Origin of the sequence: Streptomyces sp. NPDC012935 (genome assembly GCF_042900345.1) — a bacterium.
In the GTDB taxonomy this organism is placed as follows: domain Bacteria; phylum Actinomycetota; class Actinomycetes; order Streptomycetales; family Streptomycetaceae; genus Streptomyces.
In genome coordinates, this window is the sequence record NZ_JBIBBC010000014.1 from 42223 (window position 1) to 55996 (window position 13774).

Here is a 13774-nt window from a genome sequence, read left to right on the forward strand (position 1 = left end):
CGGCCCGCTGTGGCCTCCGCGTTCAGGCAGCGGGGGCCAGTGTGCGAGCCGAGTTACTCGGCACCGCCCTGCTCGTCCTGCTTGGCACGGAGCGCGTCCACGGTGCGGACGAGCTTCGACGGCAGCGCCTGGAAGACGGAGGCAGCCTGGGACTGCTTCGCCTTGAAGGCACCGGCCAGCTTGGAGAGCAGAACCTCGCGGGACTCGAGGTCCGCAAGCTTCTTGATCTCATCGGCGGACAACGCCTTGCCGTCAAGGACGCCGCCCTTGATGACGAGGTTGGGGTTGTCCTTGGCGAAGTCACGGAGACCCTTCGCCGCCTCGACCGGGTCACCGGTCACGAAGGCGACGGCCGACGAACCCGTGAAGAGGTCGTCGATCGTGGTGATCCCGGCCTCGTTGGCCGCAATCTTGGTCAGCGTGTTCTTCGCCACACGGTACTGAGCGTTCTCACCGAGTGAACGACGCAGCTGCTGGAGCTGCGCCACGGTGAGACCGGTGTACGCGGTAACGACAGCGCCGTTGGAATTGCGGAACTTGTCCCGCATCTCCTCGACGGCATCGACCTTGTCTGGCCTCGCCATGAGCCTCGGCCTCCTTCCGGGTGATTCGGACCGCGCGGACCCGAAGGAGGACTGTGGAAACGAAACGCCCCGGCGCAGGCGCACGGGGCGGACTCGACCGACTGCACATACGAAAGACATACGCACTACGGGAGTTCTTCCACTGACACCTGCGCGGGTCGTCCGCATTTCAGCGGATCCTTCGGCCACCACACCCTCTTGCGAGCGCACGGCAACGACCAGCGGTCTTTGGCTTCTGTAGGAGAATACGGGACGGAATCGCCGTCAGGCAAATCGGCCCGTACGGTGCTCAGCTGCCGTTCTTCTTCAGGGGCTTGCGCAGGTCCGCGGTGTCGTCGGGGCGTGGTGCCCGGACCGTCACCGTCTTGCCGTGGTCGAGGAAGGTGAAGGTGAGGTCGAGCGTGCCGTGGCGTCCGAAGCCCTGGGTGCGGAGCCGCTTGATGTGCTCGTCGCCGTCGACCCACACATCCAGGGTGAGCTCGTCCACTCCGAGCTTCTCGTACTGGTCGAGGCTGTTCCCACGCCCCGTCCGGGTGGCCTTGTCCTTCACCTCGTCCAGGGAGGCGCGGAGTCCGTCGACGGAGGCCGTACCCGTGTAGTGCGTGGTGGCGGCACCGCCGACCTGCTCGGAGCCCATCCGCTTCACGTCCTCGGCGGCGGCCAGGAAGGCGGCTTCCCGGGCCGGGTTGCGGCTGACCTGGTCGCGCAGGCCGCCGACGTCCATGCGCAGGCCACCGTGCGTGGTGAACTCGGCGTTCGGGCCGTAGCTGATCCAGTGCCGGCCGCCCATCTCCTCGACCATGTCGCCGGTCGCGCTGCCGTACAGCACCCCGTCGACCAACCGCAGCTCGGACTCGCCCTGCTGATCGCCGCTCAGGTTGGCCGTCCTGAGGCGCGCCGCCACCGGCTGCGTCGTGCGGACGGTCGCCTCGTCCGCTATGCGTCCGCGCTCGGGAAACTGGCCGGTGACCCGGTAGCTGAGAGAGACGACGCCCTCGGTCTTCTCCACGGCCCGCGTGACGGCTTCGGCGGCCGATGAGCCCGCGGCCGGCTCCGCGCCGGCGCCTGCCTCACAGCCGGCGAGCAGCAGCGCGGCAAGGCCTGCACCCGCCGCCCGACGCGGCACGAAGGCGCGCACGCCAAGCCGCATTGATTCCCGCACTGGTTCCCCCCAAGGAAACGGTCTTCGAATTCACGACTCACGACTTAGGAGTCAGGAGTCAGTGGCGCTCGGAGCTCTTCAGCAGCTCCTTGAGGTCCGCGGTGTCCCCCGCCGCAGGTCTCTCGACCTCGGTCTTCACGCCGTAGTCGCTGTAGTACGCGGTCTGGGTCAGCGCCCCCGTGGCCGTACGGCCCTTCTCGACCTTCTTGACCAGCAGGTCCCGGTCGTCGACCCATATGTCGACGGTCTGCTCGGTGGCGCCTTCCCCCTGCACCGTGCCGGAGTAGTGCCTGGTGTGCTCGCCGCTCACCGTCTCCTCGCCGACCTTGCGCGCGTCGGCGGAAGAGAGCAGCAGCTTCACCGACGTATGCGGCGCGGTCCCACGCATCTGGTCCGCGAGAGCGGCTCCGGAGCTGCCGGCGAGGTCGTCCAGATCGTCGTAGGCGTACTTGATCCAGTGCTTGCCGTCGGTCTTCTCGGCGAATGTGTCGCCCATGCGCGCGTAGTAGGCGTCGGGGAGGTAGCGGGCCTCCATCGACGTGGTGCCGAGGCGGCGCATCGTCTCGGCCGTCGTGCCGCCGGTGTAGGTGATCGTCAGGCTGCCGGTGAGGCCGTCGCTCCAGGCGAGAGTGCCGGTGGCCCTCATCGACAGCGTCGAGCCCATGGTCGTCGTCGACCTGACGCGGGCGGACTCGGCCTGGCCGGTGGACCGCTCGACGGTGCGCAGGGCTGCGGTCACGGCGCGGGCGGGCCCAGTGCGATCGGCTTGGCCGGGGTCGTCGGAGGACGTACAGGCGGCCAGGGCTGTCAGCGCCGTCAGCAGCGCGACCCACAGCACCGACCGGCGCGCCCTCGTGCTCGTCATTCGTCCCCCCTGTGCGAATCCCGTGAATGCACGTTAACCCAGGGCACTGACAAACAGGGGAGACAAGGGGAAGACAGGGACGGGCCCCGCACCCTGAAGGTGCGGGGCCCGTTTCGAGCCTGGTGAGCCGATGGCTCAGACCGCGGCCGGGTCCTCCTCGACGAGGAGGTTGCGGGTGCGGTTCGGGTCGACCGGAACGCCGGGGCCCATCGTGGTGGTGATGGCGGCCTTCTTGATGTAGCGACCCTTGGCGGCGGACGGCTTCAGACGAAGGATCTCGTCCAGCGCGGCGCCGTAGTTCTCCACCAGCTTGGTGTCGTCGAAGGACGCCTTGCCGATGATGAAGTGCAGGTTCGAGTGCTTGTCGACGCGGAACTCGATCTTGCCGCCCTTGATCTCGGTCACGGCCTTGGCCACGTCCGGGGTCACGGTGCCGGTCTTCGGGTTCGGCATCAGACCACGCGGGCCGAGGACACGGCCGAGGCGGCCGACCTTGCCCATGAGGTCCGGGGTGGCGACGACGGCGTCGAAGTCCAGGCGGCCCTTCGAGACCTCGTCGATCAGCTCGTCGGAGCCGACGATGTCGGCGCCCGCGGCACGCGCGGCCTCGGCACGGTCACCGGTCGCGAAGACCAGGACCCGGGCGGTCTTACCGGTGCCGTGCGGAAGGTTCACGGTGCCACGGACCATCTGGTCGGCCTTGCGCGGGTCTACACCCAGACGGAAGGCGACCTCGACGGTGCCGTCGAACTTGGTCGCGGACGTCTCCTTGGCGAGACGGACGGCCTCGAGCGGGGCGTAGAGCTTGTCCCGGTCGATCTTGGCGTCCGCAGCGCGGAGAGTCTTGCTGCGCTTGCTCACTACTGCTCCTGGGTTTCTTAGGAGTTGTGGTCCGGGCCGAGCAGGCCCTGCCACTCACTTCTGCTGGGAAGGTTGGGCTCAGCCCTCGACCGTGATGCCCATGGAACGGGCGGTGCCGGCGATGATCTTCGCGGCGGCGTCCAGGTCGTTGGCGTTGAGGTCGGGCATCTTGGTGGTGGCGATCTCGCGGACCTGCGCCTCGGTGATCTTGGCGACCTTGGTCTTGTGCGGCTCGCCGGAGCCCTTCTCAACACCCGCAGCCTTGAGGATCATCTTGGCGGCCGGCGGAGTCTTGGTGATGAAGGTGAAGGAGCGGTCCTCGTAGACCGTGATCTCCACCGGGATGACCCAACCGCGCTGCGACTCGGTCGCGGCGTTGTAGGCCTTGCAGAACTCCATGATGTTGACGCCGTGCTGGCCCAGCGCGGGGCCGACCGGCGGGGCCGGGTTGGCGGCACCGGCCTGGATCTGGAGCTTGATGAGCCCCGTGACCTTCTTCTTCTTGGGAGGCATGTGCTCTCTCTCCGGGTCTTAGTGAGAGTGTTCAGCCATCCAGTCCGGATCATCCGGATGGAGGCATACCGCACAACGATAACGGGTATCTATGCGCGGCCAAAAACCGAGCAGGTCAGAGCGGCTATGAGAGCCGATCTGACCTGCTCGGAAGCGGTGTGTCCAGAAGGAACCGAAGCAGCCCGGAAAGGGCTAGTTCTTCTGGATCTGGTCGAAGCTGAGCTCGACCGGGGTCTCGCGGCCGAAGATCTCGACGAGGCCCTTGACCTTCTTCGAGTCGGCGTTGATCTCGTTGATCGTGGCCTGCAGCGTCGCGAACGGGCCGTCGGTGACGGTGACCGAGTCGCCGACCTCGAAGTCCAGCACCTGGACCTCGACCTTGCGCTGCGGAGCGGGCTTGCCCTCGGCCTCTGCGGCCTCGCGGGCGGCCTTCTCCTCGGCCTCCGGGGCGAGCATCTTGACGATCTCGTCCAGGGTCAGCGGGTACGGGTCGTAGGCGTTGCCCACGAAACCGGTGACGCCGGGGGTGTTGCGGACGACACCCCAGGACTCGTTGGTCAGGTCCATGCGGACCAGGACGTAACCCGGCAGCTTGTTCTGCTTGATCGTCTTGCGGTCGCCGTTCTTGATCTGGACGACCTCTTCCTGCGGCACCTCGGCCTGGAAGATGTAGTCCTCGACGTTCAGCGAGACGGCGCGCTGCTCCAGGTTGGTCTTCACGCGGTTCTCGTAGCCGGCGTAGGTGTGGATCACGTACCACTCGCCGGGCAGCGTGCGGAGCTCCTCGCGCAGGGCGGCGACGGGGTCGACGGGCTCGGCCTCCTCCTCGGGGGCCTCTTCCTCGTCCTCGACGTGCAGCGCGGCTTCCTCGGCGGGCTCGCCCGCCTCGGCATCGGCAGCCTCGACCTCGTCCAGGTCCTCGTCCGCGCCCTCGACGATGTCGAGCTCGTCTTCCACGGACTCGTCCGGCTCGACGGCGTCGTTCAGGTTCTGGTCAGACACGGTGGCTGCTTCTTCCTGGATACATAGGGGTGGAACATGCGAAAGGGGCGCCGGTAACCACGGCGCCCTTCGCTCTTGGCTCAGCCGAAGACGTACTTGGCGGCGTTGTCGAGCCCATAGTCAATCACGGTCACCAGACCGATCATGATGACGACGAAGATAATCACCACAGTGGTGTACGTCGTCAGCTGGTTACGCGTCGGCCAGACAACCTTGCGGAGTTCCGCGACAATCTGGCGGTAGAAGAGCGCGAGTCGCTTCAGCGGGCCCTTCTTGGCGCGCTTGCCACCCTTACGGGTCTTCTTGGACTCCGGCGCCTCGTCCTGGGCATCAGGCATGTCGATGGAGCCCACGGCGTCCGTCACTCGTCCTCACCTGATTCCGGGTCGTGGCCGTGCCGCGCCCGGTCTGAGCCGCACGGCGTTGCATTGCTGTACGTACATGCGCACACATCCTGGCGAAGGAGTGTGTAGCAGGGCCGGAGGGACTTGAACCCCCAACCGCTGGTTTTGGAGACCAGTGCTCTACCAATTGAGCTACGACCCTTTGTGTCTGTCCACCAACGTACCGCATCCGGACGGGTGCTCGGTGTACACCCTGCGACTGCGGACCGCTGAAGGCCAACGAGGTGAGAGTGTACGTGGTCCTGGGCGCGCCGTCGAACAGAAAGCGCCCGTGGGGGGCTTGGTCCGCGAAAGATCGGCCGAAGATCACCGGTCGCGGAACACAAGATCCGCTGGCCGCGGCCGCGATCCGCACGGTTGTTCAACTGATGTTCAGTCCGTGAAACCCCCGTGCCGGGCGCGTTTCCTGTCTGAAACGATGGGCCCCATGAGCGCTGCAACCCCTCCCACCGAGCGCCGGGTCTCCGCCCGAGTCGGCGCGATCTCCGAGTCCGCCACCCTCGCCGTGGACGCCAAGGCCAAGGCCCTCAAGGCCGCCGGGCGTCCGGTGATCGGCTTCGGCGCCGGCGAGCCCGACTTCCCGACCCCGGACTACATCGTCGAGGCCGCAATCGAGGCCTGCAAGAACCCGAAGTACCACCGCTACACCCCCGCCGGCGGTCTGCCCGAGCTGAAGGCCGCGATCGCCGCGAAGACGCTGCGCGACTCCGGCTACGAGCCCGACGTGTCGCAGATCCTGATCACCAACGGCGGCAAGCAGGCCATCTACGAGGCCTTCGCCGCGATCCTCGACCCGGGCGACGAGGTCATCGTCCCGGCCCCGTACTGGACGACGTACCCGGAGTCGATCCGTCTCGCGGGCGGCGTCCCGGTCGAGGTCGTCGCCGACGAGACGACCGGCTACCGCGTCTCCGTGGAGCAGCTGGAGGCGGCCCGTACGGAGAAGACGAAGGTCGTCCTCTTCGTGTCCCCGTCCAACCCGACGGGCGCGGTCTACAGCGAGGCCGAGACCGAGGCCATCGGCAGCTGGGCCGTCGAGCACGGCCTGTGGGTGCTGACGGACGAGATCTACGAGCACCTGGTCTACGGCGACGCGGTGTCCGTGTCGCTGCCCGCGGTCCTGCCGGAGCTGCGCGACAAGTGCATCGTGGTCAACGGTGTCGCCAAGACCTACGCCATGACGGGCTGGCGGGTGGGCTGGATCATCGGCCCGAAGGACGTGGTGAAGGCCGCGACCAACCTCCAGTCGCACGCCACCTCGAACGTCTCGAACGTCGCCCAGGTCGCGGCGCTGGCCGCGGTGTCCGGTGACCTGGACGCGGTCGCGAAGATGCGTGAGGCCTTCGACCGCCGCCGCAAGACGATCGTGCGGATGCTCAACGAGATCGACGGCGTGCTCTGCCCGGAGCCCGAGGGCGCCTTCTACGCGTACCCGTCGGTCAAGGCCCTGCTCGGCAAGGAGATCCGCGGCAAGCGCCCGCAGGACACGGTCGAGCTGGCCGCGCTGATCCTGGAGGAGGCCGAGGTCGCGGTGGTGCCGGGCGAGGCCTTCGGCACGCCGGGCTATCTGCGGCTGTCGTACGCGCTCGGGGACGAGGACCTCGTCGAGGGCGTGAGCCGCATCCAGAAGCTGCTGGCGGAGGCCAGGGACTGACGTCCGCCTTCCGTTTCCCAAGGGTCACCTCCGGTTTTCCGGAGGTGACCCTTTTTTCGTGGGTGACCCATTTGTTTGTGCGAGCAAGACCACGAACGGGGAAACCGCTACCGGGACGGCGCACACGTACGGCAGGATCCTGGAATGGAGCGTGTACGTGATGTCTCTGAACTGCCGAAAGCCCATCTGCACCTGCACTTCACCGGCTCGATGCGACCGGCGACCCTGCTGGAACTGGCCGACAAGTACGGCGTGCGCCTGCCCGAGGCGCTGACCGACGCGCTGACCCGTGGGGAGTCGCCGAAACTGCGGGCGACGGACGAGCGGGGCTGGTTCCGCTTCCAGCGCCTGTACGACGCCGCGCGCTCGTGCCTACGGCAGCCGGAGGACATCCAGCGGCTGGTCAGAGAGGCCGCGGAGGAGGACGTCAGGGATGGTTCCGGCTGGCTGGAGATCCAGGTCGACCCGACGTCTTACGCGCCCCGGCTGGGCGGTCTGATCCCGACGCTGGAGATCATCCTGGACGCGGTGGACGCTGCGACGCGGGACACGGGGATCGGGATGCGCGTCCTGGTCGCCGCGAACCGGATGAAGCACCCCCTGGACGCCCGCACACTGGCGCGGCTCGCGGTGCGGTACGCCGACCGGGGCGTGGTCGGCTTCGGGCTGTCGAACGACGAGCGCCGGGGCATGGCGCGCGACTTCGACCGTGCCTTCCACATCGCCCGTGAGGGCGGCCTGCTGTCGGCCCCGCACGGCGGCGAGCTGACCGGCCCGTCCTCGGTCCGTGACTGCCTGGACGACCTGGACGCGAACCGGATCGGCCACGGTGTGCGGGCCGCCGAGGACCCGCGGCTGCTGAAGCGCCTCGCCGACAGGGGCGTGACGTGCGAGGTCTGCCCCGCGTCGAACGTCGCCCTCGGCGTCTACGAGAAGCCGGAGGACGTCCCCCTTCGGACGCTGTACGAGGCCGGCGTCCCGATGGCCCTGGGCGCCGACGACCCCCTTCTCTTCGGCTCGCGTCTGGCCGCCCAGTACGACATCGCCCGCCACCACCACGCCTTCACGGACGAGGAACTGGCGGAACTGGCGCGGCAGTCGGTGCGGGGGTCGGCGGCGCCGGAGGAAGTGAAGGCGAAGCTGTTGGCCGGGGTGGACGACTGGCTCGCCTAGGCCGCTCGTCCCATGGCCGGCGTCAGTCGGCGATACCGGCCAGCAGCGTGCGGGCCAGCCGGGTGGCGAACTCGTCAACCGGCGGCCGTACGGCCTCCTTCGTCGCGTCGTAGGCGAACGCCCGCTGCGCGCAAGCCCCCATCAGCAGTGACGCCGCCGCGAACGTGTCCGTGTCCGTGCTGACCCGGCCCAGCTCCTGTTCGGCCCGCAGGTAGGTGTCGAGTTCCTGGATCGGCACGTGCGGGCCCGCCCCCATCTGCCGTACGGCGTCGTCGTGCCGTCGCTTCAGCTCGGTCTGCGCGTACAGCGACGCGGCGATCGGGAAGCTCTGTTCGTAGAACAGCGCCGCCTGCCGGGCGATCTCGGTGAGGTTCTCCTGGACGGAACGCCGTCCCGGCTCGGCGGCGAGGCTGCTGAGCAGGGGGCGCAGCGGGGGCAGGCGCTCGGTGAGCACCCGGATGAACAGCTCTTCCTTGCTGTCGAAGTGCTTGTAGAGCGCGGCCTCGGAGCATCCGGCCGCCCGCGCGATCTCCTTCGTCGTCGCCCGGGCCAGCCCGACCGTGAGCATCAGCTCGTGAGCGGCGTCGAGGAGCCGGACCCGGGTCGGCTTGTTCTCCATGGCTTGTCCAATCGCCCTTGACGGGTGGGTGAGTACTTACTCACTCTAGAGGTGAGCGTGGGTGAGTGAATACTCACCCACCGGTCGGTCCTCCGACCTGCTCTGCAATCCAAGGACCTGTCTCATGCGTACGGGAGCTCTCATGAAACTCACCGTTTTCGGTGCCACCGGCGGTATCGGCAAGGAGATCGTCCGCCAGGCCCTGGACGCCGGTCACGACGTCACGGCCGTCGTACGGGACCCCGCGCGTCTCCCCCTCACCGGTGACCGTCTGGAGGTGTTCCGAGCAGATCTGACCGACCCCGATGCCCTTCGACCCGCCGTCACCGGACGGGACGCCGTGCTGTCCGGCCTCGGTGCCCGCGGGCGCAAGGATGCGGGCGTAGCGGCACGGTTGACCCGGACGGTGCTGGCGGCCCTGGAGGCCGCGGAGGTGCGGCGGCTGCTCGTGGTCAGCGCCGCGCCGGTCGGGCCCACGCCGGAGGGGGACGGGTTGCTGGACCGTGCCGTGCTCGGCGTCGTGTCGGCGGTCCTCAAGGACATCTACACCGACCTGCGGGAGATGGAGACCGAGGTGGCCGGCAGCGGCACGGACTGGACGGTCGTACGGCCGCCGCGGCTGCAGGACAAGCCGCTCACCGGCAGGTACCGGACCGTGATCGGCGGGTTTCCGCGCAAGGGGCGCTTCATCGGGCGGGCGGATGTGGCGCACGCGATGCTGAAGATGGCGGAGGACTCGGCGACGGTGAAGCAGGGGGTGGGAGTGGCCTACTGACGGCCGCGGCTACGGGAGCCTCCGAGGCGGGCTAGAGGCTCACGCCGACCGTCACCGGCTCGTTCACCAGCGTGATGCCGAAGGTCTCGCGCACTCCGGCTACGACCTCGCGGGCGAGCGCGAGGAGGTCCTCGGTCGTCGCTTCGCCACGGTTGGTGAGGGCGAGGGTGTGCTTGGTGGAGATACGCGCCGGGCCTGTGCCGTAGCCCTTGGTGAAGCCGGCCTTGTCGATGAGCCAGGCCGCGGAGGTCTTGGTGCGCCCCTCCCCCGCCGGGTACGCGGGCGGCTCCACGTCGGCGCCGAGGTGCTCGCGCACGCGCGCGTGGAACGCCGTGAACTGCTCGTCCGTGAGGATCGGGTTGGTGAAGAAGGAGCCGGCCGACCAGGTGTCGTGGTCCTCCGGGTCCAGGACCATGCCCTTCCCGGAACGCAGCTTCAGCACGGTCTCGCGGGCGGCGGCGAGGGGTACGCGGTCGCCTGGTTCGACGCCGAGGGCGCGGGCGGTCTCGGCGTACTTGATGGGGGCGGAGAGGCCTTCGGCGTTCTCCAGCTGGAAGCGGACGCGCAGGACGACGTAGCGGTCGGGGTCGGCCTTGAAGCGGCTGTGGCGGTAGGAGAAGGCGCAGTCGGCGTTCGGGATGACGACGGTCTCGCCTGCCTGTCGGTCGTACGCGATCACCTCGGTGATCGTCGCGGAGACCTCCTGGCCGTACGCACCGACGTTCTGGATCGGCGTGGCGCCTGCGGAGCCGGGGATTCCGGCGAGGCACTCGATGCCGGCGAGACCGGCCTCCACCGTGCGGGCGACGGCGTCGGTCCACACCTCGCCGGCGGCCAGCTCGAGCGTGGTGCCGTCCAGCTCGAAGCCCTTCGTGGCGATGACGAGCGCGGTGCCGTCAAAGCCCTTGTCCCCGATGACCAGGTTCGATCCGCCGCCGATGATCAACAACGGGGTGCCGTCAGCGTCGGCCTCACGCACGACGTCGATCACCTCGGCGTCGGTGGTGGCGGTGACCAGCCGGGTGGCGGGGCCGCCCAGCCGGAAGGTGGTGAGGGGGGCGAGGGGGGCGTCGTGGAGTTCCTGCACGGGCTCAAGAGTACGAGACGGTGGGGGGTGGGATGCCTGCGGCGGCCTGTGGGGGTTGGGTGGGGGTGCGCGTGGCGCCTGCGGTGCGGTGGGTGGGTCGGGGCCGTGCCGGGGGGTGCGGCCCGGGGGGGGCGCGCCGCCGCTTCGGCCGCTGTGCGACGCCGGTCCCGGCAATCCGACGGCACTCAGACGGTGCTTCTCGGCGCCGGTCCCGGCATTTCAGCCCGTCCGGCGTTTGAGGACGAGGTCGTTCAGGCCGATGGGGGGTCCAGGGGGCGCAGCCCCCTGGCGGGGTCGAAGGGGCGGAGCCCCTGGGGACGGGACGGGTAGGGGCGGCGGGGGCGAGGAACCCGATGGTGCGGGCGGCACCCCCAGGCACTGTCAGCCGGCGACCGTTTCCAGCGCCGGCGCCGACTCGGCCGGCCGCACGCCCCCGTCGGCCCGCCGCCGCCCCGGGATCAGCAGCGCAGCCACCCCCGCGAGAGCCACCACCCCCGCACCGGTGACCAACGCGGGCCGCAGCCCGTCCACGAAGGTCTGGCCGGTCTCGTACCCACCCTGCGCGGAGAAGATCGACGCCATGACGGCGATGCCGAGCGCCCCGCCGACCTCCCGCAGCGCGTTGTTGGCTCCGGAAGCGACACCCTGCTGTGAGGCACGGACACTGGACATGACCAGGTTGGAAGCGGGGGCGAAGTACAGGGCCATGCCGATGCCGCTGATGATCAGGCCGGGCAACTGGGCGGCGTACGACGCGTCGACGGTGGTCACGGGGGCCAGGTAGGCGAGCCCGGCGGCCTGGAGGAACAAGCCGGTAGCAACGACGGGGCGCCCACCGATGCGGTCGGAGAGGATGCCGGCGATCGGCGCGACGAGCATCGGCATGCCGGTCCACGGCAGCATCCGCAGCCCTGCCTCGGTCGGCGAGTAGCCGAGCACGATCTGCATGTACTGACTGAGCAGGAAGATCGACCCGAACATACCGAGGAACATCAGCATGCTCGCGGCGTTGATCCCGGAGAACGCCCGGGAGCGGAACAGCCGCATCGGCAGCATCGGGTTCTTGGAGCGGGTGCTGTAGAGGATGAATCCGGCCAGCAGCGCGCCTCCGGCGAACAGGCCGGTCAGGACCAAGGGCGCGGTCCAGCCGTCGACCGGCCCCCGCACCAGGCCGTACACGATCCCGAACAGGCCGCCGCTGGCGAGCAGCGTGCCGGGGATGTCGAGCGGGGCTCCGGTGCCGTACGACTCGGAGAGGCGCAGGCGGGCGAGCGGCAGCAGAGCGAGGCCCAGCGGAACGTTCAGCCAGAAGATCCACTGCCAGGAGATGTGCTCGGTGAGGCTGCCGCCGATGAGAGGCCCGGACGCGATCGCGAGCCCGTTGACGGCGCCCCATATGCCGTACGCCATCCCACGCTTGGCCGCGGGCACGGCCGCCGTCAGCAGGGTCAGCGTCAGCGGCATCATGATCGCCGCACCGGCGCCCTGCACCGCGCGGGCGGCGATCAGGGAGTCGATGCCGGGCGCGAGGGCAGCGGCGGCGGACGCGCCGGTGAAGATCGAGATGCCGACGAGGAAGAGCCGGCGACGGCCGAAGCGGTCGCCCAGCGCCGCGCCGAACATCAGCAGGACGGCAAACGTGAACGTGTAGGCGCTCACCGTCCACTCCAGGTCGCCCGGCGCTCCACCCAGGTCCTTGCGGATGGAGGGCAGTGCGGTGGTGACGACGAGGTTGTCGAGCGCCGCCATGAACCCGGCGACGCTGGTGATGACGAGGGCCCAGGCGGCCCCGCCACCGTGCGCGGTCCGCGCGCTCTGCTCGGTCTGGTGTGACATCGCTCCCCCAACGGTGATGCGTTCGGTTACTACGGAAGGTCGCTCAGATAGTTATTGGTCACTAACTTCAGGGATCATGAAGAGTTGAGGTGAGTCACCTCACCCTTCTTCTACGAGTGCTGCTCCCCAGCCCGCTTCGGCAGTTCCATCCCCGCCCAGACTCGGTGGTCGGCAGGGAAGCCCATGGTGACGAGGCAGTTGATGAGCATCCCGTACGCCATGAAGGTCGTCGTCTCGTGGACGTCCGCCCCCAGCGGCAGATGGACGGTGTCCCACAGCCGCATCCAGCCGGCGCGCACGGCCTCGCCGAACTCACGGTCGCCCTCCTGCTCGGCGGCGGCGACGGCGAGGTACATCTGCATCTGCATCATCAGCCGTTCCGGCTGGTCGGAGACGACCTTGCGGTACGCGGCCCCCATGGCGCGGTGAGCCTCTTCACCCTCCAGCCCGTCGGAAGCCTCCGCGAACATCCGGATGGTGTCCTCCACGCAGCGTTCGGCCGCGGCGAGGAAGATCGCCTTCTTGCCCGGGAAGAGCCGGAAGAGATACGGCTGCGAGACGCCGACCCGCTTGGCGATCGCCTCGGTCGACGTGCCGTGGTAGCCACCGCGGGCGAACTCGTTCATCGCCGCGCGGATGACGCTCTCACGCCTCTCTTCTGCGCTCATCCTGGCCATGGACCCAAGTTAGTACTCAATCACTAACCGAGCAAGCGGGACGTCCCGAGAATGTGTAAGGGGCGCCCCGCAATGGAGGACGCCCCTTACTTCACTGCTCTCGCGTGTTACCTCACGGCACGCGCGTGCCGTCACGCCAGCTGTACGACGGCCCGGGACATCCCGAGCACCTTCTGCTCGGCGCTCTTCACGGTGAGGTCCACGCGGACCTTGTTGTCGTCGAGCTTGACCGCGACCTTGCCGCTGACCTCGATCGTGGCGCCCTGGTCGTCGTTCGGTACGACGACGGGCTTGGTGAACCGGACGCCGTACTCGACGACCGCGCCGGGGTCGCCGGTCCAGTCGGTCACGACACGGATCGCCTCGGCCATGGTGAACATGCCGTGCGCGATGACGTCCGGCAGCCCGACCTCCTTGGCGAACTTCTCGTTCCAGTGGATCGGGTTGAAGTCACCCGAGGCGCCCGCGTACTGGACGAGCGTGGCGCGGGTCACGGGGAAGCTCTGGGGCGGCAGTTCGGTGCCGACCTCGACATCGCCGTACGCGATCTTCGCCGTCATGG

The 13774-nt window shown here is 68.8% G+C and carries 15 protein-coding genes and 1 tRNA gene; 3 read left to right on the forward strand and 13 right to left on the reverse strand.

What is annotated here, in order from left to right; all coding sequences use genetic code 11:
- Window positions 1-53: 53 nt before the first annotated feature.
- The 8 genes from rplJ to ACFY5C_RS29035 form a co-directional block, all read right to left on the reverse strand.
- Entirely contained in the window at window positions 54-584 is a 531-nt protein-coding gene (gene rplJ, locus ACFY5C_RS29000; protein ID WP_031118800.1) for a 50S ribosomal protein L10, read from the reverse strand.
- Between the two features lie 289 nt (window positions 585-873).
- Window positions 874-1722: a hypothetical protein gene (locus ACFY5C_RS29005; protein ID WP_389449274.1), complete on the reverse strand. Its 849-nt coding sequence runs from the start codon at window positions 1720-1722 to the stop codon at window positions 874-876.
- An 82-nt stretch (window positions 1723-1804) separates the two neighbouring features.
- A complete protein-coding gene (locus tag ACFY5C_RS29010) occupies window positions 1805-2611 on the reverse strand; it encodes a hypothetical protein (protein WP_389449277.1) in 807 nt (268 codons plus the stop codon).
- Between the two features lie 135 nt (window positions 2612-2746).
- On the reverse strand, window positions 2747-3472 hold the full coding sequence (gene rplA / locus ACFY5C_RS29015) for a 50S ribosomal protein L1 (protein ID WP_328879925.1): 726 nt from the start codon (window positions 3470-3472) through the stop codon (window positions 2747-2749).
- Between the two features lie 78 nt (window positions 3473-3550).
- Window positions 3551-3985 carry a 50S ribosomal protein L11 gene (rplK, locus tag ACFY5C_RS29020; protein WP_028805116.1) on the reverse strand — a complete coding sequence of 145 codons (435 nt, stop codon included), beginning with the start codon at window positions 3983-3985 and terminating at the stop codon, window positions 3551-3553.
- A gap of 192 nt (window positions 3986-4177) precedes the next feature.
- The gene (nusG, locus tag ACFY5C_RS29025) at window positions 4178-4987 is read right to left on the reverse strand and encodes a transcription termination/antitermination protein NusG (protein ID WP_369272840.1); all 810 of its coding nucleotides are present in this window, start codon (window positions 4985-4987) and stop codon (window positions 4178-4180) included.
- Between the two features lie 80 nt (window positions 4988-5067).
- Entirely contained in the window at window positions 5068-5352 is a 285-nt protein-coding gene (gene secE / locus ACFY5C_RS29030; protein WP_234761724.1) for a preprotein translocase subunit SecE, read from the reverse strand.
- A 108-nt stretch (window positions 5353-5460) separates the two neighbouring features.
- Window positions 5461-5533 (reverse strand) — tRNA-Trp (locus ACFY5C_RS29035).
- Window positions 5534-5818: 285 nt separating this feature from the next.
- On the opposite strand from ACFY5C_RS29035, the gene ACFY5C_RS29040 reads away from it, so the two are divergent.
- Together ACFY5C_RS29040 and ACFY5C_RS29045 are read left to right on the forward strand one after the other, a co-directional pair.
- Entirely contained in the window at window positions 5819-7045 is a 1227-nt protein-coding gene (locus ACFY5C_RS29040) for a pyridoxal phosphate-dependent aminotransferase (protein ID WP_389449280.1), read from the forward strand.
- 144 nt (window positions 7046-7189) lie between these two features.
- Window positions 7190-8218 carry an adenosine deaminase gene (locus tag ACFY5C_RS29045; RefSeq protein WP_389449283.1) on the forward strand — a complete coding sequence of 343 codons (1029 nt, stop codon included), beginning with the start codon at window positions 7190-7192 and terminating at the stop codon, window positions 8216-8218.
- Window positions 8219-8240: 22 nt separating this feature from the next.
- On the opposite strand, the gene ACFY5C_RS29050 is transcribed toward ACFY5C_RS29045, so the two are convergent.
- Window positions 8241-8837 carry a TetR/AcrR family transcriptional regulator gene (locus ACFY5C_RS29050; RefSeq protein ID WP_389449286.1) on the reverse strand — a complete coding sequence of 199 codons (597 nt, stop codon included), beginning with the start codon at window positions 8835-8837 and terminating at the stop codon, window positions 8241-8243.
- Window positions 8838-8979: 142 nt separating this feature from the next.
- Here ACFY5C_RS29050 and ACFY5C_RS29055 point away from each other — a divergent pair, with 142 nt between their 5' ends.
- Window positions 8980-9612, forward strand: a complete 633-nt coding sequence (locus tag ACFY5C_RS29055) for an NAD(P)-dependent oxidoreductase (RefSeq protein ID WP_389449289.1) — start codon at window positions 8980-8982, stop codon at window positions 9610-9612.
- A 31-nt stretch (window positions 9613-9643) separates the two neighbouring features.
- On the opposite strand, the gene ACFY5C_RS29060 is transcribed toward ACFY5C_RS29055, so the two are convergent.
- From ACFY5C_RS29060 to ACFY5C_RS29075, 4 genes are all read right to left on the reverse strand, one after another.
- The gene (locus tag ACFY5C_RS29060) at window positions 9644-10699 is read right to left on the reverse strand and encodes a UDP-N-acetylmuramate dehydrogenase (protein ID WP_389449292.1); all 1056 of its coding nucleotides are present in this window, start codon (window positions 10697-10699) and stop codon (window positions 9644-9646) included.
- A 381-nt stretch (window positions 10700-11080) separates the two neighbouring features.
- Window positions 11081-12535 carry an MFS transporter gene (locus tag ACFY5C_RS29065; protein ID WP_389449295.1) on the reverse strand — a complete coding sequence of 485 codons (1455 nt, stop codon included), beginning with the start codon at window positions 12533-12535 and terminating at the stop codon, window positions 11081-11083.
- Between the two features lie 110 nt (window positions 12536-12645).
- Window positions 12646-13212: a TetR/AcrR family transcriptional regulator gene (locus ACFY5C_RS29070; protein WP_389449298.1), complete on the reverse strand. Its 567-nt coding sequence runs from the start codon at window positions 13210-13212 to the stop codon at window positions 12646-12648.
- Between the two features lie 131 nt (window positions 13213-13343).
- A complete protein-coding gene (locus ACFY5C_RS29075) occupies window positions 13344-13772 on the reverse strand; it encodes a MaoC family dehydratase (RefSeq protein WP_383610003.1) in 429 nt (142 codons plus the stop codon).
- Window positions 13773-13774: the final 2 nt, after the last annotated feature.